This window comes from Streptomyces sp. NPDC086549, from assembly GCF_044746205.1.
Taxonomy (GTDB): domain Bacteria; phylum Actinomycetota; class Actinomycetes; order Streptomycetales; family Streptomycetaceae; genus Streptomyces.
The window spans coordinates 88421-112690 of the sequence record NZ_JBIVBS010000012.1; the positions used below are offsets into that span (position 1 = coordinate 88421).

General features: G+C 71.5%; 25 protein-coding genes. 16 read left to right on the forward strand and 9 right to left on the reverse strand.

The window, feature by feature from the left end; translation table 11 throughout:
- Window positions 1–122: 122 nt before the first annotated feature.
- The 5 genes from ACIPSA_RS32155 to ACIPSA_RS32175 all read right to left on the reverse strand — a co-directional run bounded on the left by ACIPSA_RS32155 (window position 123) and on the right by ACIPSA_RS32175 (window position 5109).
- Entirely contained in the window at window positions 123–986 is an 864-nt protein-coding gene (locus ACIPSA_RS32155) for a phosphatidylinositol-specific phospholipase C/glycerophosphodiester phosphodiesterase family protein (RefSeq protein ID WP_402640745.1), read from the reverse strand.
- 181 nt (window positions 987–1167) lie between these two features.
- Window positions 1168–2250, reverse strand: a complete 1083-nt coding sequence (locus tag ACIPSA_RS32160; RefSeq protein ID WP_402640747.1) for an acyl-CoA dehydrogenase family protein — start codon at window positions 2248–2250, stop codon at window positions 1168–1170.
- Window positions 2247–3428: an acyl-CoA dehydrogenase family protein gene (locus tag ACIPSA_RS32165; RefSeq protein WP_402640750.1), complete on the reverse strand. Its 1182-nt coding sequence runs from the start codon at window positions 3426–3428 to the stop codon at window positions 2247–2249. The genes ACIPSA_RS32160 and ACIPSA_RS32165 overlap by 4 nt, the downstream gene beginning before the upstream one ends.
- The gene (locus tag ACIPSA_RS32170; RefSeq protein WP_402640753.1) at window positions 3425–4402 is read right to left on the reverse strand and encodes an NADPH:quinone oxidoreductase family protein; all 978 of its coding nucleotides are present in this window, start codon (window positions 4400–4402) and stop codon (window positions 3425–3427) included. Before ACIPSA_RS32170 ends, ACIPSA_RS32165 begins: the two co-directional genes overlap by 4 nt.
- Before the next feature lie 134 nt (window positions 4403–4536).
- The gene (locus tag ACIPSA_RS32175) at window positions 4537–5109 is read right to left on the reverse strand and encodes a helix-turn-helix domain-containing protein (RefSeq protein ID WP_402640754.1); all 573 of its coding nucleotides are present in this window, start codon (window positions 5107–5109) and stop codon (window positions 4537–4539) included.
- Between the two features lie 78 nt (window positions 5110–5187).
- Between ACIPSA_RS32175 and ACIPSA_RS32180 the strand changes: the two genes are divergently transcribed.
- From ACIPSA_RS32180 to ACIPSA_RS32215, 8 genes are all read left to right on the forward strand, one after another.
- Window positions 5188–6126: an NAD(P)/FAD-dependent oxidoreductase gene (locus tag ACIPSA_RS32180; protein WP_402640756.1), complete on the forward strand. Its 939-nt coding sequence runs from the start codon at window positions 5188–5190 to the stop codon at window positions 6124–6126.
- Between the two features lie 29 nt (window positions 6127–6155).
- Complete coding sequence (locus ACIPSA_RS32185) at window positions 6156–7694, forward strand: ATP-dependent DNA ligase (protein WP_402640757.1); 1539 nt, start codon at window positions 6156–6158, stop codon at window positions 7692–7694.
- On the forward strand, window positions 7691–8158 hold the full coding sequence (locus ACIPSA_RS32190; protein ID WP_402640760.1) for an NUDIX domain-containing protein: 468 nt from the start codon (window positions 7691–7693) through the stop codon (window positions 8156–8158). Before ACIPSA_RS32185 ends, ACIPSA_RS32190 begins: the two co-directional genes overlap by 4 nt.
- 72 nt (window positions 8159–8230) lie before the next feature.
- A complete protein-coding gene (locus ACIPSA_RS32195) occupies window positions 8231–9616 on the forward strand; it encodes an NADP-dependent succinic semialdehyde dehydrogenase (RefSeq protein WP_402640762.1) in 1386 nt (461 codons plus the stop codon).
- A 25-nt stretch (window positions 9617–9641) separates the two neighbouring features.
- Window positions 9642–9875 carry a DUF6213 family protein gene (locus tag ACIPSA_RS32200; protein WP_402640765.1) on the forward strand — a complete coding sequence of 78 codons (234 nt, stop codon included), beginning with the start codon at window positions 9642–9644 and terminating at the stop codon, window positions 9873–9875.
- Window positions 9876–10195: 320 nt separating this feature from the next.
- Window positions 10196–11260, forward strand: coding sequence for a type III polyketide synthase (locus tag ACIPSA_RS32205; protein ID WP_402640769.1), 1065 nt, complete (start codon window positions 10196–10198; stop codon window positions 11258–11260).
- Entirely contained in the window at window positions 11257–12471 is a 1215-nt protein-coding gene (locus tag ACIPSA_RS32210; RefSeq protein ID WP_402640772.1) for a cytochrome P450, read from the forward strand. Before ACIPSA_RS32205 ends, ACIPSA_RS32210 begins: the two co-directional genes overlap by 4 nt.
- 45 nt (window positions 12472–12516) lie before the next feature.
- Window positions 12517–13068 carry a cupin domain-containing protein gene (locus tag ACIPSA_RS32215; RefSeq protein ID WP_402641345.1) on the forward strand — a complete coding sequence of 184 codons (552 nt, stop codon included), beginning with the start codon at window positions 12517–12519 and terminating at the stop codon, window positions 13066–13068.
- Between the two features lie 15 nt (window positions 13069–13083).
- Here ACIPSA_RS32215 and ACIPSA_RS32220 read toward each other — a convergent pair whose 3' ends face one another.
- The gene (locus ACIPSA_RS32220) at window positions 13084–14310 is read right to left on the reverse strand and encodes an acyl-CoA dehydrogenase family protein (RefSeq protein WP_402640775.1); all 1227 of its coding nucleotides are present in this window, start codon (window positions 14308–14310) and stop codon (window positions 13084–13086) included.
- A gap of 172 nt (window positions 14311–14482) precedes the next feature.
- On the opposite strand from ACIPSA_RS32220, the gene ACIPSA_RS32225 reads away from it, so the two are divergent.
- The gene (locus ACIPSA_RS32225; protein WP_402640776.1) at window positions 14483–15127 is read left to right on the forward strand and encodes a TetR family transcriptional regulator; all 645 of its coding nucleotides are present in this window, start codon (window positions 14483–14485) and stop codon (window positions 15125–15127) included.
- Window positions 15128–15130: 3 nt separating this feature from the next.
- On the opposite strand, the gene def is transcribed toward ACIPSA_RS32225, so the two are convergent.
- Complete coding sequence (gene def / locus ACIPSA_RS32230; RefSeq protein WP_402640779.1) at window positions 15131–15670, reverse strand: peptide deformylase; 540 nt, start codon at window positions 15668–15670, stop codon at window positions 15131–15133.
- A gap of 150 nt (window positions 15671–15820) precedes the next feature.
- Between def and ACIPSA_RS32235 the strand changes: the two genes are divergently transcribed.
- The 7 genes from ACIPSA_RS32235 to ACIPSA_RS32265 all read left to right on the forward strand — a co-directional run bounded on the left by ACIPSA_RS32235 (window position 15821) and on the right by ACIPSA_RS32265 (window position 21339).
- A complete protein-coding gene (locus ACIPSA_RS32235; protein ID WP_402640781.1) occupies window positions 15821–17059 on the forward strand; it encodes a MurT ligase domain-containing protein in 1239 nt (412 codons plus the stop codon).
- Window positions 17060–17079: 20 nt separating this feature from the next.
- Complete coding sequence (locus ACIPSA_RS32240; RefSeq protein ID WP_402640783.1) at window positions 17080–17808, forward strand: type 1 glutamine amidotransferase; 729 nt, start codon at window positions 17080–17082, stop codon at window positions 17806–17808.
- Window positions 17809–18126: 318 nt separating this feature from the next.
- The gene (locus tag ACIPSA_RS32245) at window positions 18127–19152 is read left to right on the forward strand and encodes a 6-phosphofructokinase (protein WP_402640786.1); all 1026 of its coding nucleotides are present in this window, start codon (window positions 18127–18129) and stop codon (window positions 19150–19152) included.
- Window positions 19153–19279: 127 nt separating this feature from the next.
- A complete protein-coding gene (locus ACIPSA_RS32250) occupies window positions 19280–20230 on the forward strand; it encodes a cytochrome c oxidase assembly protein (protein ID WP_402640788.1) in 951 nt (316 codons plus the stop codon).
- 238 nt (window positions 20231–20468) lie between these two features.
- On the forward strand, window positions 20469–20651 hold the full coding sequence (locus ACIPSA_RS32255; RefSeq protein WP_402640791.1) for a hypothetical protein: 183 nt from the start codon (window positions 20469–20471) through the stop codon (window positions 20649–20651).
- A gap of 107 nt (window positions 20652–20758) precedes the next feature.
- Entirely contained in the window at window positions 20759–21022 is a 264-nt protein-coding gene (locus ACIPSA_RS32260; protein ID WP_402640793.1) for a hypothetical protein, read from the forward strand.
- Window positions 21023–21168: 146 nt separating this feature from the next.
- Complete coding sequence (locus ACIPSA_RS32265; protein WP_402640796.1) at window positions 21169–21339, forward strand: hypothetical protein; 171 nt, start codon at window positions 21169–21171, stop codon at window positions 21337–21339.
- Between the two features lie 3 nt (window positions 21340–21342).
- Here ACIPSA_RS32265 and ACIPSA_RS32270 read toward each other — a convergent pair whose 3' ends face one another.
- Window positions 21343–22548: a sensor histidine kinase gene (locus tag ACIPSA_RS32270; RefSeq protein ID WP_402640799.1), complete on the reverse strand. Its 1206-nt coding sequence runs from the start codon at window positions 22546–22548 to the stop codon at window positions 21343–21345.
- Window positions 22545–24269, reverse strand: a complete 1725-nt coding sequence (locus ACIPSA_RS32275) for a cation acetate symporter (protein WP_402640802.1) — start codon at window positions 24267–24269, stop codon at window positions 22545–22547. The genes ACIPSA_RS32270 and ACIPSA_RS32275 overlap by 4 nt, the downstream gene beginning before the upstream one ends.
- Between the last annotated feature and the right edge of the window lies 1 nt (window position 24270).

Here is a 24270-nt window from a genome sequence, read left to right on the forward strand (position 1 = left end):
CTCCGCCACGCCCATTCGCGGTGTTCGGCCGTAAGTGTGGCGTAACGGAGGGTTCGTCCGGGCGGCTGACGTGTCCTCCGATCGTGTGGTGTCTTCTGAACGTGTGGTGCGGGCCGGGGGTCTCAGGCCGTGGCGTGGGCGTCCAGGAATGCCTCCAGGCCCGCGAGGTCGTCCGTGTTGAAGTAGTCGACGTCGGCGGCGAGGAGCTCACTCCACAGCGCGTCCCGCGCCGGACCGGCCACGTCGGGTGTGGCCCAGAACCGGACCCGCTGCCCGCGCGCGTGGGCAGCCTGGATGATGCTCCGCAGCTTCTGCCGCTCGGCGTCCGGGAACGGCCCGTCGCCCAGCCAGGTGAAGTTGAGCGTCCAGTTGTCGGAGATCAGCGGGATGAAGGAGGCGGGCGCGGAGGTGCCGAGGTCGGTGAGCCGGCCGTCGTAGAAGGCCCGGCGCACGGTCTGGGCCTCCATCGGCGTACGGGCGGCGCGGTCGCCGGAGATCACGGCGGTGACCGGGCCCGGGTGCACGCACCCGTGTGCGAACGTCGTGAACAGGTGCTGGTAGCGCTGGAGGTGGCGGTCGAGTTCGAGGTACGTCGACGAGCCCTCGGTCTTGATGTCGATGAGGAGCTGCAGGGGCCTGTGCCAACCCCGGTAGACGGAGCCCCGGTTGGCCTTGACCCTGGCTGCCAGCGGGTCCAGGTACAGGGATTCGAGCGTGCGGGTCGGGTCGAGTTCGGATACGTCGTGGGCGACGAGGAGCTGGTCGTCCACGAGGAAGATGTCGGCCTCGACGCTGCCGAAGCGGTGGTCGAGGGCGTCGAACAGGGGGCGCGGGTGCTCGTAGTCGTTGTGGGCGTGGGCGCGCCACAGCGGACGCGGGCCGTGGTGGCCGCCGCCCGCCCATGCCTGGGTGGCGGGCAGCGCGACCGCGCCCGCCAGGGCGGCGCCGAGGGTGGTGAGGGCTCTGCGACGGGTGGTGAGGGCCATGCTCTGCCTCCCTTGTGGGGCCGGATAGACCGAAGGGAGTATGCGTTCGAACGGAGCTCAAGTGACCCGTTCCGGAAGGGAGTTGTCCGGACCGCTGCCCTCTGTTCATTTCATCGGAGCAGTGCGCGCAGAAGCCCGCCCCAGGTGGGGCGGGCTTCTTACGGGGTGTTCCGGGTGTGCGTCAGGGAGCCTGGAGGTCGACCAGTTCGGCCAGTGCCTCGCGGTGGGCGCCCGCCGTGCCGTAGGCGATGGAGTCCGCCTTGGCCCGCTTGAGGTGCAGATGGATCGGGTGCTCCCAGGTCATGCCGATGCCGGCGTGGAGCTGCAGCGCCTCCTCGGCGGCGTGCACGGCGACGGGGGCCGCGTAGGCCTGGGCGACGGCGACCGCCACGTCGGCGTCCTGGCCGGTGGAGAGCGCGTCGGCGGCGTTCCGCGCGGCGGCGCGCAGGTTGACGACCTCAAGCCACAGCTGGGCGAGCCGGTGCTTGAGCGCCTGGAAGCCGCCGACCGGCCGGTTGAACTGCTTGCGCTCCTTCAGGTACCGGACGGTCTCGGTCAACGACCAGTCGGCGACGCCGAGTTGTTCGGAGGCGAGCAGCCCGGCAGCGGCGCGCAGGGCCCGTCGTACGGCGGGTTCGGCGGCGCCGAGACGGCGGCCCGGGGCACCGTCGAGGGTGACGGTCGCCAGCGGGCGGGTCAGATCCAGGGAGACCTGCGCGGTGATGGTCACGGCGCCGGCCTCCACGGCGTACAGCTCGCCGTCGTCGGCCGGCACGAGCAGGACGTCGGCGGCGGCCGCGTCGGCGATTCCGGTCAGCTCGCCGTGCAGGGCGCCGTTCTCGTGCCGTACGGCCTTGACGGCACCGCCCGGGGCGACGTGCAGCCCGACGGCCAGCACGCCGATCGCCCGGCCGGAGGCGAGCCGGCCGAGCAGCTCGTCGTCCGCGCACTCCAGCAGCGCCTCGGTGGCCACCACGGCACTGGACAGATACGGCACGGGCGCGACGGCCCGCCCCAGCTCCTCCAGTACGACGGCGGCTTCGCGGTGCGTGGCGCCCTGGCCGCCCTGCTCCTCGGGCACGAGGAGCCCGGCGAGACCCATGCCGTCGGCGAGCGCCTTCCACAGGGCGAGGTCGTGCGGGGCGTCCGACTCGGTGCGGGCGATGACGCCCGCCGCGTCGCAGTGGTCCGTGAGCAGGTCACGGACGGCGGCGCGCAGCGCCTCTTCCTCCTCGGAGTAGAGGAGATCCGGCTGTGTGCTCATCGGGCCAGGTCCTTCCAGGCGACGTCCTTGTCGGTGCGCGGCTCGGCGGGCAGGCCCAGGACGCGCTCGGCGACGATGTTCAGCAGGACCTCGCTGGTCCCGCCCTCGATGCTGTTGCCCTTGGAGCGGAGGTAGCGGTAGCCGGCCTCACGGCCCACGAAGTCCACCAGTTCGGGGCGGCGCATGGTCCAGTCGTCGTACAACAGCCCCTCTTCTCCGAGGAGTTCCACCTCCAGGCCGCTGATCTCCTGGTTGAGGCGGGCGAAGGCGAGCTTCATGCCGGCGCCTTCGGGGCCGGGCTGGCCGACGGTGAGCTGCTGGCGCAGGCGTTCGGCGGTGAGGCGGGCGACCTCGGCCTCGACCCACAGCTTGAGCAGGCGCTGGTGCAGGTCGTGGGTGCGCAGCTCCGGGCGCTCGCGCCAGGTCCTGGAGACCGGTCCGATCATGCCGCCCTCGCGGGGCAGCCGCATGCCGCCGATGGCGACGCGTTCGTTGTTCAGCGTGGTCTGGGCGACCCGCCAGCCGTCGCCGACCTCGCCGAGGCGGCGGGAGTCGGGGATGCGGACGTCGGTGAGGAAGACCTCGTTGAACTCGGCCTCACCGGTGATCTGCCGCAGCGGACGGACCTCGACGCCGGGGTCGGTCATGTCGCAGATGAAGTACGTGATGCCGGCGTGCTTGGGCACGTCCGGGTCGGTGCGGGCGATGAGGATCGCCCAGCGGGCGAGGTGGGCGCTGGACGTCCACACCTTCTGCCCGTTGACGACCCAGTCGTCGCCTTCCCTGACCGCCCGGGTGCCGAGCGCGGCCAGGTCGGACCCGGCGCCCGGCTCGCTGAACAGCTGGCACCACACCTCCTCGCCCGTCCACAGGGGCCTGAGGTACTGACGTTTCTGTTCCTCGGTGCCGTAGCGCAGGATCGTCGGCGCCGCCATGCCGAGGCCGATGCCGATGCGCCTCGGGTCGTTGTCGGGGGCGCCCGCGGCCTCCAGCTCGCTGTCCACGACGACCTGGTGGGAGCGCGGGGCACCGAGGCCGCCGAGGCCCTCCGGGTAGTGCACCCAGGCGAGTCCCGCGTCGAAGCGGGCCCTCAGGAAGTCCAGACGGTCGGTCGTCGCGGGCGGGTGCGTGGCCAGCAACTCGGCGGTACGGCGTGTGAGTTCGACTTCGTCGGTCATGCGGCGGCTCCGTTCTCCAGCGACGGTACGACGGCGACCCGGCCGGTGGTGACGCCGTCGGCGACCCGCTGTACGGCGGCCGCGGCCCCGTCCAGCGGCACGCGCTCGCTCACCAGCGGCTTGATCGCGCCCCGGGCGGCCAGCTCGGTGAGCTGCTCGTGGCAGTGCTGGACCAGCTTCGGGTTCTTGGTGTTGTACAGGCCCCAGTGCAGGCCGACGATCGAGTAGTTCTTCACCAGGGCGTGGTTGAGTCCCGGGCTGGGGATGGTGCCACTGGCGAAGCCCACGACCACGATCCGGCCCTCGAAGGCGACGACCTTGGCGGACTGCGTGTAGGCCTCGCCGCCGACCGGGTCGTAGATCACGTCGGCGCCTCGGCCGCCGGTGGCCTCCTTCACCGCGGCGACGACGTCCTCGCTCCGCCGGTCGATCACCACGTCACAGCCCAGCTCACGGGCGACCGCGGCCTTGTCGGCGCCGCCCACGACGCCGATGACCGTGGCGCCGGCCGCCTTGCCGAGCTGCACGGCCGCGCTGCCGACCCCGCCGGCGGCGGCGTGCACGAGCAGCGTCTCGCCGGCGTCCAGGTGAGCCCGGCGGTGCAGGCCGAACCAGCCCGTCTGGTAGCCGATGTGCAGTGCCGCGGCCTCGGCGTCGTCCAGCGAGTCGGGCGCCGGCAGCACCGCGGCCGCGTCGGCGACGGCGTACTCGGCGAAACCGCCGTGGGGCAGCGCCGGGTTGGCGATCACCCTGCGCCCGTCCTCGGTCTCACCGCAGATCTCCACCCCGGGCGTGAACGGGAGTGGCGGCCGCACCTGGTAGTGGCCGCGGCACATCAGCACGTCCGGGAAGTTGATGTTGGCGGCGCGCACCTTCAGCAGAACCTGGCCGTCGGCGGGCGTGGGCCGCTCCACCTCCTGGAGCCGCATCACCTCGCTCGGCTCGCCGTTCTCGTGCACTTGCCATGCCTGCATGCGGTGCCTCCACGGGACTGCTTCGTCTGACCGGGGTCCACCGCATACTAAGCGGTCGCTTGCCCATCAGGGAACAGCGCCACCAGGGAACACTGCCACCAGGGAACAGTCCCTCCGGAGAACGGCCGGCCGCGTCACGCGCGCGACGGCCGCGCCCGTACGTGCATCCGCTCGCCCTGCGGCCCGAACAGGCTGAGGAACTCCACCGGCCCCTCCCCCGTGGATCCGAACCAGTGCGGCACCCGGGTGTCGAACTCGGCGGCCTCCCCCGCCGTCAGCACCACGTCGTGCTCCCCCAGCACGAGCCGCAGCCGTCCGGACAGGACGTACAGCCATTCGTACCCCTCGTGGGTCCGGGGGTCGGGCTCCTGCTTCCGCCACGGCTCCAGCACCTTGAACGCCTGGAGCCCGCCGGGCTGGCGGGTGAGCGGCCAGTGGGTGCGCCCGTTCCGCACGATCGGCTTGGCCCGGACCCGCGGGTCGCCGACCGGAGGGGCGCCCACCAGTTCGTCCAGCGGCACCTGGTGGGCCTGCGCGATCGGCAGCAGCAGCTCCAGGCTGGGTCTGCGCAGGCCGGACTCCAGCCGGGAGAGGGTACTGACGGAGATACCGGTCGCCTCGGACAGCCCCGCGAGGGTGACCTCCCGCTCCTTCCGGATCCGTCGCAGCCTCGGGCCCACGCCCGCGAGAACGTCGTCGGTGCTCATGACCGTATTGCAGATTCGGCAAACATGTTTGTCAATCCCGCAGCACCCGGTCCACCTTCTCGGGTGGAGGTGGTCACCATGACCGAGAACACCGGCGAGTACGAGGTCGTCGTCATCGGGGGCGGCGCGGCCGGGCTGTCCGCCGCGCTGGTCCTGGGCCGGGCCCGGCGCCGCACGCTGGTCGTCGACGCGGGCGAGCCGCGCAACGCGCCGGCCGCGCACATGCAGGGCTATCTGTCCCGGGACGGCATGTCACCGGCCGAGTTCCTCGCCGTGGGGCGGGAGGAGATCGCGCGGTACGGCGTGGAGTTGGTCCGGGACAGGGTGGTGGACGTTCGAAGGGACGGGGACTTCACCGTGGCGCTGGCGAGCGGGCGCGGTGTGCGCGCCCGGCAGCTGGTCGTGGCCACCGGTCTGAAGGACGAGCTCCCGGCGGTCGCGGGCCTCGCCGGGCGCTACGGCCGCGATGTGCTGCACTGCCCCTACTGCCACGGCTGGGAGGTGCGCGACCGGGCGTTCGGCGTGCTCGCCACGACCCCGATGAGCGTGCACCAGGCGCTGATGGTGACCCAGTGGTCCAAGGACGTGACCCTCTTCCTGCACCGGGTCGCCGAGGAGGAGCTCACGGACGACGACCTGCGCAGGCTGGCTGCGGCCGGGGTCACCGTGGTGCCGGGCGAGGTCGCGGAGGTGGTCGTCGACGAGGACCGGCTCACCGGGGTCCGGCTCGCGGACGGGACGGCGTACGACCGCGAGGTGCTGTTCGTGGCGCCGCGCGCCGTGCCGCGGACGGATCTCCTGGCGCGGCTGGGCGCCGAGATGCGCGAGACGCCCTTCGGCAGCTACCCCGTCATCGACGAACGCGGTCTGACGACCGTCCCCGGCCTGTGGGCGGCGGGCAACGCGAGCGGTTTCGCCGAGCAGGTGGTGAACGCCGCCAGCCGGGGCTACCGGGCCGGGGCGGCGATCAACGGGGAGCTGCTCTTCGCCGACCTCGACGCGTCCGTGCGGGTGTAGTCGGGGCTCCCCCGTTGCACCATGGCTGCATGCTGCTGACCCGGCTCGCCGATGTGTCCCGGGAGGTCGCCGCCACCGCGGCACGGTCCCGGAAGACCGCCCTGCTCGCGGAGCTGTTCCGGGAGGCGGAGGCGGACGACGTGCCGATCGTGATCCCGTATCTGGCGGGACGGCTGCCGCAGGGGCGGCTCGGCGTCGGCTGGAAGGTGCTGGGCCACCGGGTCCCCCCGGCCGCGGAGCCCTCGCTCACGGTCCGCGAGGTCGACGCCCGGCTCACCGAGCTCGGCAAGCTCTCCGGGCCCGGCTCGCAGGCGGAGCGCGCCCGGCTGGTGGGTGCGTTGATGGGTGCGGCCACCGAGGACGAGCAGCGCTTCCTGCTCGGGCTGATCACCGGCGAGGTGCGGCAGGGCGCGCTGGACGCCGTGGCCGTGGAGGGGCTGGCAGAGGCGGCCGGCGCGGACGCGGCGGACGTGCGGCGGGCGGTGATGCTCGCCGGTTCGCTGCGGACGGTGGCCCAGGCCCTGCTGGCCGACGGCCCGGCGGCCCTGGACCGGTTCCGGCTCACGGTCGGCCGCCCGGTCCTGCCGATGCTGGCGCAGACCGCCTCCTCGGTGGCGGAGGCGGTCGGCAAGCTGGGCGCGTGCGCCGTCGAGGAGAAGCTGGACGGCATCCGGGTCCAGGTCCACCGGGACGGCGACACGGTACGGGTCCACACCCGCACCCTTGACGACATCACCGACCGGCTGCCCGAAGTCACCTCCGCCGCCCTGGAGCTGACGGGCGACCGGTTCATCCTGGACGGCGAGGTGATCTCCTTCGACACGGACGGGCGGCCCCGCTCCTTCCAGGAGACCGCGGGCCGGGTCGGCTCGCGCGTGGACGTGGCGAGGGCGGCCCAGGAAATCCCGGTCTCCCCGGTCTTCTTCGACGCGCTCGCGGTGGGCGACCGCGATCTGCTCGACCTGCCGTTCGCCCAGCGGCACGCGGAACTGGCACTGCTGGTGCCCGGGCCGATGCGGGTGCGGCGGACACTGGTGTCCGGCCCGGAGGACGTCCGCCAGGCGGAGGAGTTCCTCGCCGAGACGCTCGGGCGCGGCCACGAGGGCGTCGTGGTCAAGGCCCTGGACTCCCCCTACAGCGCGGGCCGGCGCGGCGCCTCCTGGCTGAAGGTCAAGCCGGTGCACACCCTCGACCTGGTCGTCCTGGCCGCCGAGTGGGGTCACGGCCGCCGCACGGGCAAGCTGTCCAACCTCCACCTGGGCGCCCGCAACCCGGACGGCACCTTCGCCATGCTCGGCAAGACCTTCAAGGGCATGACCGACGCGATGCTCACCTGGCAGACCGAGCGGCTCCGGGAGCTGGCCGTCGAGGACAACGGCTGGGTGGTGACCGTACGCCCCGAACTCGTCGTCGAGATCGCCTACGACGGCCTGCAGCGCTCCTCCCGCTACCCGGCCGGCGTCACGCTCCGCTTCGCCCGCGTGGTCCGTTACCGGGAGGACAAGCGGCCGGAGGAGGCCGACGCCGTGGAGACCTTGCTGGCAGCCCACCCGGAGGTGAGGCCTTGAAGGAGAAGCGGAGCGCCGGCCTGCTCCTGTTCCGGCACACCGATCACGGCCTGGAGGTGCTGCTCGGTCACATGGGAGGCCCCTACTTCGCCAGGAAGGACGCGGGGGCGTGGACCGTCCCCAAGGGCGAGTACGAGCCCGGCGAGCCCGCCTGGGACGCGGCCCGCCGCGAGTTCCGGGAGGAGCTCGGCCTGCCGCCGCCCGACGGGGAGGCCGTACCACTCGGCGAGGTGAGACAGACCAACAGCAAGATCGTCACGGCGTGGGCGGTCGAGGCCGACCTGGACCCGGAGTCCATCGATCCGGGCACCTTCACGATGGAGTGGCCGCCGCGGTCGGGGCGGGTCCGGGAGTTTCCCGAACTGGACCGGGTGGACTGGTTCGGACTGGACCGTGCCCGCGGCCTGATCGTCAAGGCGCAGGCCACGTTCCTGGACCGGCTGGCGGAGCACTCGGCCGAGTAGCCGACACACGCGTTGCGGGCGCCATCGCCGCGCGGGAAGGTCGAAGCAAGCCCGCTCCCAGGGAGGTCAGCCATGCCCATCGCGACGATCAACCCGGCGAACGGCGAGACGCTCGAGACGTACGAGTCCATGGACGAGGACGAGATCGAGCGCCGGCTCCAGCTCGCGGAGGCCACGTTCCGCACCTACCGGTTGAGCAGTTTCGTCGACCGCGGGCGCCTCCTCCTCCAGGCCGCCAATCTGCTGGACGAGGACCGGCAGGACATCGGGCGGATCATGACCACCGAGATGGGCAAGCCGATCACGCAGGCCCGCGCGGAGGCCGCCAAGTGCGCCAGGGCCATGCGCTGGTACGCGGAGCACGCCGAGGCGCTGCTCGCCGACGAGAAGCCCGCCGAGTCCGATGTGAAGGACTCCGGAGCGTCCCGGGTCCGGGTGCGCTACCGGCCGCTCGGGCCGGTGCTCGCCGTGATGCCGTGGAACTTCCCGCTGTGGCAGGTGATCCGCTTCGCGGCGCCGGCCCTGATGGCGGGCAACGTGGGGCTGCTCAAGCACGCATCCAACGTCCCGCAGACCGCCCTCTATCTGGAGGACCTCTTCCATCGCGCGGGCTTCACCGAGGGCTGCTTCCAGACCCTCCTGATCGGCTCCGGCGCGGTCGACGGCATCCTGCGCGACGAGCGCGTCAGGGCGGCGACCCTCACCGGCAGCGAACCCGCGGGGCGGGCGGTCGCGTCCACCGCCGGGGACATGGTCAAGAAGACGGTGCTGGAACTGGGCGGCAGCGACCCGTTCGTCGTCATGCCGTCCGCCGACATCGACCGCGCCGCCCGGACCGCGGTCACCGCCCGGGTGCAGAACAACGGGCAGTCCTGCATCGCCGCCAAGCGGTTCATCGTGCACACGGACGTCTACGACGACTTCGCGGAGCGGTTCGTCGAGGGCATGAAGGCGCTCAAGATCGGCGACCCGATGCAGGAGGACACGGAGGTCGGGCCGCTCGCCAGCGAGCGGGGGCGGGCCGACCTGGAGGAGCTGGTCGACGACGCGAAGCGCAGCGGGGCGGCCGTGCTGTGCGGGGGCGAACGCCCCAACTGGCCCGGCTGGTACTACCCGCCGACCGTCCTGGCCGGTATCACCCGCGAGATGCGGATCCACCGCGAGGAGGCGTTCGGGCCGGTGGCCACGCTGTACCGGGCGGGTGACCTGGACGAGGCGGTGCTGGTCGCCAACGACTCGCCGTTCGGCCTGAGTTCGAACGTGTGGACGCGGGACGCGGCCGAGGTGGACCGGTTCGCACGCGACCTGGAGGCGGGGTCCGTGTATGTCAACGGGATGACCGCGTCCCATCCCGCGTTCCCGTTCGGCGGGGTCAAGCGGTCCGGGTACGGGCGTGAGCTGTCCGGGCACGGGATCCGCGAGTTCTGCAACATCACCACTGTTTGGCAGGGTGCGTGACGTTTCCGCGGCTACGATCCCGTCTGTGAACCGCGAAGTGACTCTGCCTCTGATCGTCGACGACCGCGGTACCTTGCAGGTGGCCGCGGCCGACGTGAGCAAGCTGCTCCGCACGGTGGGCGGAAGGTGGCTGCATCTCGTGGAGGCCGGGCAGGAAGGGCTCGACGAGGACACGGTCGCCGCGTTGACGATCGAGCTCGCCAAGCTGGCCGATCGGATCGACGTGGCGTGCATCGCCCACAGCAGCGGTGCGCCGTAGGCGTTCTGTTCGGTGCGGGTGCGGGTTCGCCGCGGCTCGGCGGGTCGCTGACGCCCCGCCAGTTCCTCGCCCCCGGTGAGGGAGCCGGCCGTCCCGCGGATCCGGAGCGGGTCTCGGGGCCGTCGTCGCCAGAAGTACAGCGGTCCTGAGGGGCTTCGGATGCCCCGTCGGGTCGACCGGGCATCCGAACCGGCCCTTACCCGTTGTCCCCGATTCGGAGTAATCCGGCGCGAGATCGTCGCCCCGTCGGGTGAACCTGGGTGGACCACCTTCTGACCGGCGGGCGAAGGCCTTCCGGAAGGCGAAAGCAGGGACGGCTCATGGCTACTTTGTGCAGACCCTCGGTGTCCGTACCCGAACACGTGATCACGATGGAGGACACCCTGGAGCTGGCCCGCGAACACCATGCGGACCACCCACAGCTCCCGCTGGCCCTCCGACTGATCGAGAACACAGGCGTCCGCACCCGGCACATCGTGCAGCCCATCGAAGAGACCCTGAAACACCCCGGCTTCCAGGAGCGCAACAAGCTCTACGAGGCGGAGGCGAAGGCCCGCGTCCCCGCAGTGATCCAGCGGGCGCTGGACGACGCCGAACTGCTCACCTCCGACATCGATGTCATCATCTACGTGTCGTGCACGGGCTTCATGATGCCCTCGCTGACCGCGTGGCTGATCAACGAGATGGACTTCCCCAGCACCACCCGACAGCTGCCGATAGCCCAGCTGGGCTGCGCGGCAGGCGGTGCGGCCATCAACCGGGCGCACGACTTCTGCACGGCCTACCCCGACACCAACGCGCTGATCGTGGCCTGCGAGTTCTGCTCGCTGTGCTACCAGCCCACCGACCTCGGCGTCGGCTCCCTGCTCTCCAACGGGCTGTTCGGCGACGGCGTCGCCGCGGCCGTGGTGCGCGGGCGCGGCGGCACGGGCGTCCACCTGGAGCGCAACGGGTCGTATCTGATCCCGAAGACGGAGGAGTGGATCGCGTACGACGTCCGGGAGACCGGGTTCCACTTCCTGCTGGACAAGCGGGTGCCCACGACCATGGAGCCGCTCGCCCCGGCGCTCCAGGACCTGGCCGGCACGCACGGCTGGGACGCGTCCGACCTGGACTTCTACATCATCCACGCGGGCGGGCCCCGAATACTCGACGACCTCAGCAAGTTCCTGCAGGTCGACCCGCACGCGTTCCGGTTCAGCCGGGCCACCCTCACCGAGTACGGCAACATCGCCAGCGCCGTCGTGCTGGACGCGCTGCGCCGACTCTTCGAGGAGGGCGGTGCCGAGGACCGGGCGCGCGGGCTGCTCGCCGGGTTCGGTCCCGGCATCACCGCCGAGATGACGGTGGGCCGCTGGGTCGGTACGGACGAAGAGACGCGATGATCGACGAGACGCTCTCCGAGGTCCCGCCGCCGGTCCGACACTGGCCGGCGGCCGACCTGGCCGGGGTGGACTTCGATCCGGTACTGACCGAGCTGATGCGCGAGGGCCCGGTCAACCGTATCGAACTGCCCAACGGCGAGGGCTGGGCCTGGCTGCTCACCCGGTACGACGACGTACGCATGGTGACCAACGACCCCCGGTTCAGCCGCGAGGCGGTCATGGACCACCCGGTCACCCGGCTCGCCCCGCACTTCATCCCGACCCATGGCGCGGTCGGCATCCTGGATCCGCCGGACCACACCCGGCTGCGCCGCGCGGTCGCGCCCGCGTTCACCGCGAAGGGCGTGGAACGGCTCCGCGAGAGGTCCGGGGCCCTGCTCGGCGAACTGGTCGACGAGCTCCTCCAGGACGGTCCGCCCGCCGACCTCACAAGTGCGGTGCTCAGCCCCTTCCCCATCGCGGTGATCTGCGAGCTGATGGGGGTCCCGGCGGCCGACCGCTACCGCATGCACACCTGGACCCAGCTCATCCTGTCCTCCTCGCACGGCAAACAGGTCAGCGAGAGGGCCAAGGAGCAGATGGGCGCGTACTTCCGTGACCTCATCGGACTGCGCGCGGACAGTACGGCCGAGGACGTCACCTCGCTGCTCGGCGCCGCCGCGGGCCGAGGCGAGGTGACCCCGGAGGAGGCCACGGGGCTCGCGGTGCTGCTGCAGATCGGCGGCGAGGCGGTCACCGACAACAGCGGGCAGCTGTTCTACCTCCTGCTGCTCCGGCCCGATCTCGTCGAACAGTTGCGCGACGAGCCGGTGGTCAGGCCGAAGGCCATCGACGAGCTGCTGCGGTACATCCCGCACCGCAACGCGGTCGGACTGTCCCGGATCGCCACGGCGGACGTGGAGATCCGGGGCGTACGGATCCGCGCGGGCGACCCGGTGTACGTCTCCTACCTGGCCGCCAACCGCGACCCGGACGTCTTCCCCGACCCGGAGACGATCGACGTCTCCCGCACCCCGAACCCGCACCTGTCGTTCGGCTTCGGCCCGCACTACTGCCCAGGCGCCCAGCTCGCCCGGCTCGAGTCCGAGCTGCTGGTCGACACACTGCTCGACCGGGTGCCCGGGCTGAGACTGGCCGTGCCCGCCGACCAGGTGCCCTTCAAGAAGGGCGCGCTGATCCGCGGGCCCGAGGCCCTTCCCGTGACGTGGTGATTGCCGATGACGACGACCGAAGGACTGGCGGTACCCGAAGGACCCATGGCCCAGGCGGCCGCGCCGCCCCAGGAGGCGGCGCGGCCGGAGGGACTGCTCGTCCCTCCGGGCCATGGCCGCGTCGTGCAGACGCCCGCCCAGCGCGTGACGTTCAAGGTGACCGGCACACACTCGCGGATGGCCTCCACCTTCGAGGTGGAGGTCCCGCCGGGCTTCGACGTCGGCGCCCATGTGCACACGCGCAGCGAGGAGTTGTTCTACATGCTGGAGGGCGAGCTGGATGTGCTTGCCTTCGAGCCGCGCATCCGCACCCCCGACAACTGGCAGAAGTGGGAGTCGAGTTCGGGCAGCCGCGTGGTACGAGCGACCCCCGGCACGGTCATCGTCGTACCCCCCGGCTGCCCGCACGCCTTCGCCAACCCGACGGACACCCCCGCGAGGGTGTTCTTCCAGGCGTCCCCGCCCCCGGATCACGAGCGCTACTTCGAGGAGCTGCTGGAGATCCTGGGGAACGGGGGCCCACCGGACCACGAGGCGATCGAGGAGCTACGGCGCCGCTACGACATCGAGCAACTGACACCGTTGAAACACCGGTGACGAACCCCCGCGGCGCTACCGGATCGGCATGCCCGACAGCGTGCGCGCGATCACGAGCCGCTGGATCTCACTCGTGCCCTCGAAGATCGTGTAGATGGCCGCGTCCCGGTGCATCCGCTCCACCGGATACTCCCGCGTGTACCCGTTGCCGCCCAGGATCTGGACCGCCTGGGCGGTGACCTGCTTCGCGGTCTCGCTGGCGAACAGCTTGGACATCGAGCCCTCGGCCGCGGTGAACGGCTTCCCGTTGACCGCCATCCAGGAGGCACGCCACACGAGAAGACGCGCGGCGTCGATCTGCGTACGCATGTCCGCGAGCTGGAAGGCGACACCCTGGTTGTCGATGATCGGCCGGCCGAACTGCTCACGGGTCATCGCGTAGTCGAGGGCCACCTCGTACGCGGCCCGGGCCGTGCCGACGGCCATCGCGCCGACCGCCGGCCGCGAGGCCTCGAACGTGGCCATCGCCGCGTTCTTCACCCTCTCCCCACCCGACTTCGCCTTCTCACGGGCCCGGGCGAGCCGCTCGTCCAGCTTCTCCTTGCCGCCGAGCAGGCAGGAACCGGGGACGCGGACGTTCTCCAGGACGACCTCGGCGGTGTGCGAGGCGCGGATGCCGTGCTTCTTGAACTTCTGGCCCTGGGACAGACCGGGCGTGCCCGGCGGGACGATGAAGGAGGCGTGGCCCTTGGAGCCGAGCCCGGGGTCCACCACGGCGACGACCACGTGGACGTTGGCGATGCCGCCGTTGGTCGCCCAGGTCTTGGTGCCGTTGATCACCCACTCGTCCTTGGCCTCGTCGTACACCGCGCGCGTCCGCATGGAGGACACGTCGGAGCCGGCGTCGGGCTCGGAGGAGCAGAAGGCCGCGACATTGACGTCGTTGGTGTCGCCGTACATCTGGGGGATCCAGGTGCCGATCTGCTCCTCGGTGCCGTTGGCGAGGACGCCCACGGCCGCGAGACCCGTGCCGACGATGGACAGGGCGATGCCCGCGTCGCCCCAGAACAGCTCCTCCATGGCCATCGGGATGCCGAGGCCGGTGGGGTCGAAGTACTGCTGGGCGTAGAAGTCGAGGGAGTAGATGCCGACCTTGGCGGCCTCCTGGATGACCGGCCAGGGAGTCTCCTCACGCTCGTCCCATTCGGCGGCCGCGGGGCGGATGACGTCGGCGGCGAAACCGTGCAGCCAGTCCCGGACCTCCTTCTGTTCGTCGTTGAGCTCCATGGTGAACTCGGCCATGTCCCCTCCAGCGGCGGAAAACTCGGGTGTTACTAGCGGTAACCAAAGTGTGTTACCCGCGAGTAGGAAAAGTCAACTCCTGATGACCTGTCGGCATCCCGTTCGATGTCAGGGGCACAGTCAGTGTTAGTTTGCGCAGGCGTCACCGAAACAGCACGGGTGGGGAGAGCTCATGAACACCACGCAGCGGACCGATCAGCAGCGGTCCGCCGACCGCCGACGGCGCGAGCTGCTGGAGGCCGCCGACCGGGTAGTGCTGCGCGACGGCCCGCAGGCCTCGATGAACGCCATCGCCGCGGAGGCCGGCATCACGAAACCGATCCTCTACCGCCACTTCGGCGACAAGGGCGGACTCTACGCCGCCCTCGCCCAGCGGCACACCGACGCGCTCCTGGACTCGCTGCGGGCGGCGCTCGATGCCCCCGCCGACCGCCGGGAACGGGTCGAGGCCACGCTGGACACCTACCTCGCGGCGATCGAGGCGCGGCCTCAGGTCTACCGCTTCCTGATGCACCCCGCGGAGGGCGGCCAGGGCGGCGACCAGGGCTTCGATGTCGGCAAGCACTCCGCGCCGCTGCTCCGCAGGATGGGCGAGGAACTGGCCCAGGTCATCGAGGACCGGCTGGACCTCGGACCGGGGAGCCAGCAGCTGGCCCGGGTCTGGGGACACGGGATCGTCGGCATGATGCACGCGGCGGGCGACTGGTGGCTGGGGGAACGGCCCTGTACCCGTGCCGAACTGGTGAAGAGTCTGGCCGACCTGCTCTGGGGGCGGCTGGCGGCCGCGGGGGACAAAATCGGCGGTCCGGGGTTCTGACCCTCACCGGTGCCAGGAGGCCCGCCGCACCTGCCGCATCAGCCGGCGGTGGCGCAGGCCGGCCAGGCGGTCGGCGTACACCCTGCCCTCCAGGTGATCGCACTCGTGCTGCAGGCACCTGGCGAAGAACCCCGTGCCGTGCACGGTGACCGGCTCCCCGGTCACCGTGAAGCCCTCGACGACAGCGTGGTCGTAGCGCTCGGTCCCCGCCTCCAGCCCCGGCAGGGACAGGCAGCCCTCCGGGCCCCGGATCACCACACCGTCCGCCTCCACCAACCGTGGGTTCACCACATGTCCGAGATGTCGCACATCCTCGTCGTCCGGACAGTCGTACACGAACACCCGCAAAGACTCCCCCACCTGGTTCGCGGCCAGGCCCACGCCCTGGGCCGCGTACATCGTGGCGAACAAGTCCTCCACCAGCCGGGCGAGTTCGGGGCCGAAGTCGGTGACCTCCGCGCAGGGTGCGTGCAGCACCGGGTCGCCGAGCAGCGTGAGAGGCCGGACGCGCCCGCGGGCGCCCGCAATGGAACCGTGTCGCATGGCGGCAAGGGTACGGTTCCCTGGGCCCACCCCCGCCGCGCTGGCATGGGCCGGGATTCGGGTGTGCGAATAGATCTCGATAGGCTGATGTCCACATCACGTTGCCGAATGGCTAAGGCGCGGCGCGTACGCAAGGAGGATCGAGAACTGATGGCAGGCAACTCGGACCCGCTCACGCCGCGGGCCAAGCTCGCCGTGACCGCGGGCAAGGCGGTCGCGGCGGCGTCCCGTGCCGCGGGACGCGGCAGCGGATCGGTGATCGGCGGCCGGGTGGCGCTCAAACTCGACCCCGACCTGCTCGGGCGGCTCGCCCAGAACCTGGACTGCGTCCTGGTCTCGGCGACGAACGGCAAGACCACGACCACCCGGCTCATCGCCGAGGCGCTGCGCGCCGCGGGCCCGGTCGTCTCGAACGCGCTCGGCGCGAACATGCCGGCCGGCATCACCTCGGCGCTGGCCGGCGGCTCGGAGGCCAAGTTCGGTGTGATCGAGGTCGACGAGAAGTACCTCGCGGGCGTCGCCCGGGACACCTCCCCCAAGTGCATCGCGCTGCTCAACCTCTCCCGCGACCAGCTCGACCGCGCGGCCGAGACCCGCATGCTCGCGGAGAACTGGCGCGAGGGCCTGGCCGGCTCCAAGGCCGTGATCGTCGCCAACTGCGACGACCCGCTGGTGGTGTGGGCGGCTTCGTCCTCCCCCAATGTGATCTGGGTCGCAGCCGGCCAGATGTGGAAGGACGACGCCTGGTCCTGCCCGTCCTGCGGCGGTGTGATGCAGCGCCCCGGCGACGACTGGTACTGCGGCGAGTGCGGCTTCCGCCGCCCGACGCCGAGCTGGGCGCTCTCCGGCGACCACGTCCTCGACCCGCACGGTTCGGCCTGGCCGATCCACCTCCAGCTGCCCGGCCGCGCCAACAAGGCCAACGCCGCGAGCTCCGCGGCCGTCGCCGCCGTCTTCGGCGTGCCCCCGCAGGTCGCCCTGGAGCGCATGTACCAGGTGCAGGCGGTCGCCGGACGCTACGACGTCGTCCAGTACCAGAACCGTGATCTGCGCCTGCTGCTGGCGAAGAACCCGGCCGGCTGGCTGGAGACGTTCTCCCTGATCGACCCGCCGCCGGCCCCGGTGATCCTGTCCGTGAACGCGCGCGGCGCCGACGGCACCGACACCTCCTGGCTGTGGGACGTCGACTACACGCGCCTGACCGGCCACCCGATCTTCGTCATCGGTGACCGGAAGCTGGACCTCGCGGTGCGTCTGGAGGTCGCGAACCAGCACTTCCAGGTGTGCGAGAACCTCGACCAGGCGGTCCAGCAGGCCCCGCCGGGCCGGATCGAGGTCATCGCGAACTACACCGCGTTCCAGGACCTGCGCCGGATCGTCGGCAACTGAACAGGGAGGAAGATCACTTCATGAGCGACAACCAACTGCGGCTGGTGTGGATCTACCCCGACCTGCTCAGCACCTACGGCGACCAGGGCAACGCGCTCGTCGTGGAGCGGCGGGCCCGCCAGCGCGGCCTCGACGTGGCCCGGCTGGACGTGCGCAGCGACCAGCCGATCCCGACCTCCGGCGACATCTACCTGATCGGCGGCGGCGAGGACCGGCCGCAGCGTCTGGCCGCCGAGCGGCTGCGTCGCGACGGGCACCTGTACCAGGCGGTGAACAACGGCGCGATTGTCCTCGCGGTGTGCGCCGGCTACCAGATCCTCGGCCACGAGTTCGTCAACGACCTCGGCCAGCGGGAGCCCGGCCTCGGTCTGCTCGACGTCACCACGGTGCGCGGCGAGGGCGAGCGCTGCGTCGGCGACGTCCTCGGAGACATCGACCCGCGTCTGGGCCTGCCCCCGCTGACCGGCTTCGAGAACCACCAGGGCGTCACCCACCTCGGCCCCACCGCCCGCCCGCTCGCCCAGGTCCGCCTGGGCAAGGGCAACGGCACCGGGGACGGCACGGAGGGGGCGTACAACGACACCGTGTTCGGCACCTACATGCACGGGCCGGTGCTCGCCCGCAACCCGCAGATCGCCGACCTGCTGCTGAAGCTGGCGCTCGACGTCAACGCACTGCCGCCGATCGACGACCGCTGGTACGAGGCGCTCCGCAACGAGCGCATCGCGGCTGCGCAGCAGCCTGCGTAGTGGCAGTTGCGCAGCAGCCTGCGTAGTGGCAGTTGCGCAGCAGCCTGCGTAGTGGCAGTTGCGCAGCAGCCTGCGTAGGTATTGCTGCGCAGCAGCCTGCGTGACCATCGCGTTCCAGAAGTACTGTAGGCACCTTTTAGCACCTACCGGCATGGTCTTCACAGGGCCCGCCTGGCAGGCCGTCCGCTCACATGTGCGGGCGCGTCCAGCAGGCGGACGCCCGCTACGGAGCCACCCCCCAACGCCGGTAGGGTGACCGGGATCCAGCCGGACAGCGCGGTCCGGTCCCCGGCCCACGTTGAGAAGGTATTTCGGGCTATGCGCATTGGTGTCCTCACGTCCGGCGGCGACTGCCCCGGCCTGAACGCCGTCATCCGGTCCGTCGTGCACCGTGCCGTCGCCGACCACGGCGACGAGGTCATCGGTTTCCGGGACGGCTGGAAAGGCCTCCTGGAGTGCGACTACCTCAAGCTGGACCTGGACGCCGTGAGCGGCATCCTGGCCCGCGGCGGCACCATCCTCGGTTCCTCCCGGGTCCGTCCCGAGCACCTGCGGGACGGCGTCGCCCGGGCCAAGGGCCACCTCCAGGACCTGGGCCTGGACGCGGTCATCCCGATCGGCGGCGAGGGCACGCTGAAAGCCGCCCGGCTGCTGTCGGACGCCGGTCTGCCCATCGTGGGCGTGCCGAAGACCATCGACAACGACATCGCGGTCACGGACGTCACCTTCGGCTTCGACACGGCCGTGGGCGTCGCCACCGAGGCCCTGGACCGGCTGAAGACCACCGCCGAGTCCCACCAGCGCGTGCTGATCGTGGAGGTCATGGGCCGCCACACCGGCTGGATCGCGCTGCACTCCGGCATGGCGGCCGGCGCCCACGCCATCGTCGTACCGGAGCGCCCCTTCGACATCGAGGAGTTGGCGAAGCGGGTCGGCGAGCGTTTCGAGGCGGGCAAGCGGTTCGCCATCGTCGTCGCCGCGGAGGGCGCCAAGCCGAAGGCCGGCAGCATGGACTTCGACGAGGGCGGCAAGGACATCTACGGCCACGAGCGCTTCGCCGGGATCGCCCGCCAGCTCTCCGTCGAGCTGGAGGAGCGGCTGGGCAAGGAGGCGCGTCCGGTCATCCTCGGCCATGTGCAGCGGGGCGGGACGCCGACGGCGTACGACCGGGTGCTGGCGACGCGCTTCGGGTGGCACGCGGTGGAGGCGGTGCACCGGGGCGAGTTCGGCCACATGACCGCGCTGCGGGGCACCGACATCGTGATGGTGCCGCTGGCGGAGGCCGTGGAGACGCTGAAGACGGTTCCTCAGGAGCGGTACGAAGAGGCGGAGTGCGTCCTGTAGGTCTGTAACCCGCCTGTGCGCGAAACCGCCCCCGGTCACGGCAGTGACCGGGGGCGGTTCTAGTGTGGGTGCGGACAGACAGCTGTGGACAGACAGCGCACAACCCCCACGAATCAGGAGCCGGCGGATGGATCACAGCGGGCACGGCATGACGATGGATCTGCCGCCGTTCACGCTGGGACGAGGTCTTGAGTGGTCGGCGGACCCGTTCTTCCTCGTCGCCTGCCTGGCCGGGCTCGGGCTGTACGGGTGGGGTGTGGTGCGGCTGCGGCAGCGCGGTGACGCGTGGTCGCCGGCGCGGACCGCGTCGTACGTCGTCGGTGTGCTGACCATCATGCTGATGATGTGCACCAGGCTGAACGACTACGGCATGGTGATGTTCAGCGTGCACATGGTCCAGCACATGGTGATCAGCATGCTGTCGCCGATCCTGATCCTGCTCGGCGCCCCGGTCACGCTGGCGCTGCGCGCGCTGCCGGTCGCGGGCAAGGGCCGCAAGGGTCCGCGCGAGCTGCTGCTGGCGCTGCTGCACAGCCGTTACATGAGGGTCGTCACCCACCCGGCGTTCACGATCCCGATGTTCATCGCGAGCCTGTACGCGCTGTACTTCACCTCCATCTTCGACACCCTGATGGGTTCGAAGGCCGGACATACCGCGATGATGGTGCACTTCCTGGCGGTGGGCGTGGCGTTCTTCTGGCCGATCATCGGGGTGGACCCGGGTCCGCACCGGCCCGGCCATCTGATGCGGATGCTGGAGCTGTTCGCGGGCATGCCGTTCCACGCCTTCTTCGGCATCGCGCTGATGATGGCGTCGACCCCGATGGTCGAGACGTTCAAGAACCCGCCCGCCTCCCTCGGCATCGATGCCCTCTCCGACCAGAACGCGGCCGGCGGCATCGCCTGGGCGTTCAGCGAGATCCCGTCCGTTCTGGTGCTGATCGCACTGCTGTTCCAGTGGTACGGCTCGGAGCAGCGGCAGGCCAAGCGCAAGGACCGCCAGGCCGACCGGGACGGGGACAAGGAACTCGAGGCGTACAACGCCTATTTGGCCTCACTGAACGCACGCGAGAGCTGACGCGGCCTGAAAGGCAATTCGCGCTTTGTTCAACGGGGTCGGCGTGCTGCTGGTTCTCCTGCTTCGGGGAGGCGGGCCGACGGCTGGCGCGGCGGGGGCCGGCGGTCGCGTACGACGGGCGCGGGCTGCCGCCGGACGACGTGCGCGTGACGGCGTCGGACCCACCGGCCGGGACCGAGCTTCGGTTCGGGGAGGACGTGACGCTGAGCGTGCCGCGCTCGCGGTCGCTCTCGGTCCGGTGGTCGCCCTGGCCGGTGTCTGGTGGGCGACGGCCCAGCGGACGGCCGACGGGACGGGGCCTCCGTACGGCACGGCCGTCGGGCTCGCGTACCGGCTCGCGGACGGTGACTGCGTTCTCGCCGGCTGGCCCGGCGGGTCGCGTTTCTCCGGCACGCCACGCCTCACGGTCGACCCGACCTGACGTGACAAGGCGCCGGACGGCCACATCACAGCCGAGGCGCGCAGGCTCGGCCCGGCCGGGCCGGGTGCGCGGAGCGGACGCGGGAGCTGCCCGGGAAGCTCGCCGACGTGCGCGAGCCGGCCATCGTACCGACCGCGGCGGGCTTCGACGCCGCCGGACGGCGCACCGCCGGCCTGGTGCTCGGCGCGCGCGGGCCGGTGTACGGGCCGCTCGGCGGCCGCCGCAGGCCGGGAGAGGCCTTCACGGACACGGCCGCCATGCGGAAGCGGGACTGTCTGCGGGCGCGCTCCCCGCGGGACGCCCGCCTGGTCTCGTGCTCTGGCGCGTACCGCGTCGGACGCGGGCTGTGCGCGGGACGTACCGTCGAGTGACTACGGATTCGATCCTTCCGTCCACCAGGCCGCTTCATGGACGAGCGAGGTCCCCTGGAAGTCGGGCACACATTTCGTCGTCTGCGCCGTGCGGAAGCAGAACGGGGGCACCATGGAGGGGAACGGACCTTGAGGAGGGTGTCGCGATGCCCGGTTCGACGAACGGTTCCACGAAGGCGATGGGGGTGCTCACCCTCGGCGGTCTCGTCGTGGTGACGGCGTACACGGTGGCTCTGGGCAGCAACGGCTGGCTGTGGTTCGGATGGGTCGTGCTGGGGCTGCTCACGCTCGCGATGGTCGTCACGCAGAGCACCTGACGGTCACTCGGCGGCGAGGCGGCCCGCCGAGTGGACGCCCGGCTGGTACTTCGGCAGCCGGGCGGTGATCTTCATGCCCGCTCCGGGCGCGGTCTCGATGACGAGGCCGTGGTCGTCGCCGTAGACCTGGCGGAGCCGGTCGTCGACGTTGGACAGGCCGATGCCGCCGGACGGGCTGATCTCGCCGGCGAGGATGCGGCGCAGCAGCTCGGGGTCCATGCCGGCGCCGTCGTCCTCGATGACGACGAGGGCCTCGGCGCCGGCGTCCTGTGCGGTGATCTGGATGTGGCAGGCGTCGGCCTTGCCCTCCAGGCCGTGCTTGACGGCGTTCTCGACGAGGGGTTGCAGGCACAGGAACGGCAGGGTGACCGGCAGCACCTCGGGCGCGATCTGCAAGGTGACGGAGAGGCGGTCACCGAAGCGGGCCCGGACGAGCGCCAAGTAGTGGTCGATGGCGTGGAGTTCGTCGGCGAGGGTGGTGAAATCGCCGTGCCTGCGGAACGAGTAGCGGGTGAAGTCGGCGAATTCCAGGAGGAGTTCACGGGCGCGCTCGGGGTCGGTGCGGACGAAGGAGGCGATGACCGCCAGCGAGTTGAAGACGAAGTGCGGGGATATCTGGGCGCGCAGGGCCTTGATCTCGGCCTCGATGAGTTTCGTCCGGGACTGGTCGAGGTCGGCCAGCTCCAGCTGGACGCTCACCCAGCGGGCCACCTCGCCGGCCGCCCGTACCAGGACGGCTGACTCGCGCGGCGCGCAGGCGACGAGCGCGCCGTGCACCCGGTCGTCGACGGTGAGCGGGGCGACCACGGCCCAGCGGACCGGACAGTCGGGGGCCTCGCAGGACAGGCGGAACGCCTCCCCGCGCCCGGTCTCCAGCGCTCCGGCCAGCCGTTCCATGATCTCGCCGCGGTGGTGGCCACCCACGCCGTCCCAGACCAGCACCTCCTTCCGGTCGGTGAGGCAGAGCGCGTCCGTGCCGAGCAGCGAGCGGAGTCTGCGGGCCGATCTGCGCGCGGTCTCCTCCGTGAGGCCCGCCCGCAGTGGGGGCGCGGCGAGCGAGGCCGTGTGCAGGGTCTGGAAGGTGGCGTGCTCGACGGGGGTGCCGAGCCCGCCCAGGCTCTCGGGGCGCGCGGTGCGCCGCCCGAGCCAGAAGCCGGCGGCCAGCAACGGGAGTACGGCGACGCAGAGTCCGGCCAGGAATCCGCTCATGCCTTCGCCTCGCCCCGCACCGCTCCCCCGGTCAGTTCCTCCGGCAGATGGAACCTGGCCAGGATCGCCGCCGTCCCGGCGGGCACCCGTGCCGCGGTGGCCAGGGACACCAGCACCATGGTGAGGAAGCCCAGCGGCACCGACCACAGGGCGGGCCAGGCGAGCAGGGCGTGCAGGGGGCCGGTGCCGGGCAGGCCCGCCATGGTGGCGGCGACGGCGAGGAACGCGGAGCCGCCGCCCACCAGCATGCCCGCGGCCGCGCCGGGTGGGGTGAGCCGCCGCCACCAGATGCCGAGGACGAGCAGCGGGCAGAAGGACGAGGCCGAGACGGCGAAGGCGAGCCCGACGGCGTCGGCCACCGGCAGACCGCCGACCAGCACGCTCGCCGCCAGCGGTATGGCCATGGCGAGCACCGTGCCGAGCCTGAAGTGCCGTACCCCGCGCGACGGCAGGACGTCCTGGGTGAGCACTCCGGCCACCGCCATGGTCAGCCCGGACGCGGTCGACAGGAACGCGGCGAAGGCGCCGCCCGCCACCAGTGCGCCGAGCAGGTCGCCGCCGAGTCCGCCGATCATCCGGTCGGGCAGCAGGAGCACGGCCGCGTCGGCGTTGCCGGTGATCGTGAGTTCGGGGGCGTAGAGGCGGCCCAGCGCGCCGTACACGGGCGGCAGCAGGTAGAAGCCGCCGATCAGGGTGAGGACGGCGACGGTGGTGCGGCGGGCGGCGACGCCGTGCGGGCTGGTGTAGAAGCGGACGACGACGTGCGGCAGGCCCATGGTGCCGAGGAAGGTGGCGAGGATGAGTCCGTACGTGGCGTACAGCGGGCGTTCCTCACGGCCGGTGGCGAGCGAGGTGGACATGCCGCCGCTGCCCCGGTCGGCGGCCGGGACGGGGGTGCCCGGGGTGAAGGTCAGGCGGGTTCCGGAGGCGATGCGGTGGGCGCCCGCGGGCAGCCTGAGGCGGGTGCCGTCGTAGGGACGGTCGTCGACCCGGCCGCTGACGGTGACGGTCAGCGGCCGGTCGAGGTCCAGGTCGACGGTGTCCTCGACGCGTAAGGTCCGCTGCTCGCGGAAGGACGCGGGCTCCTCGAAGGCGTGGCGGGGTGCGCCGTCGCTCTGCCAGGCGAGGATCAGGAAGAGGGCGGGGACGAGGAGGGCGGTGAGCTTGAGCCAGTACTGGAAGGCCTGCACGAAGGTGATGCTGCGCATCCCGCCCGCGGCGACGGTGGCCACCACGACCACGGCCACGATGAGTCCGCCGAGCGGGTCGGGTGCCCCGGTGAGCACCGCCAAGGTGAGTCCGGCTCCCTGGAGTTGGGGCAGCAGGTAGAGCCAGCCGACGCCGACGACGAAGGCGCCCGCCAGCCGCCGTACCGGCTGCGAGGCGAGGCGGGCCTCGGCGAAGTCGGGGAGCGTGTAGGCGCCGGAGCGGCGCAGCGGGGCGGCGACGAACAGCAGCAGGACGAGATAGCCGGCCGTGTAGCCCACCGGGTACCAGAGCATGTCCGGGCCCTGCACCAGGACCAGGCCCGCGATGCCGAGGAAGGAGGCGGCGGAGAGGTACTCGCCGCTGATGGCGGCCGCGTTGAGGCGGGGGCCGACGGTGCGCGAGGCGACGTAGAAGTCGGAGGTGGTGCGGGAGACGCGCAGGCCGAAGGCTCCGACGAGGACGGTCGCGACGACGACGAGGGCGACCGCGGGGACGGCGTAGCTGGAGTTCACG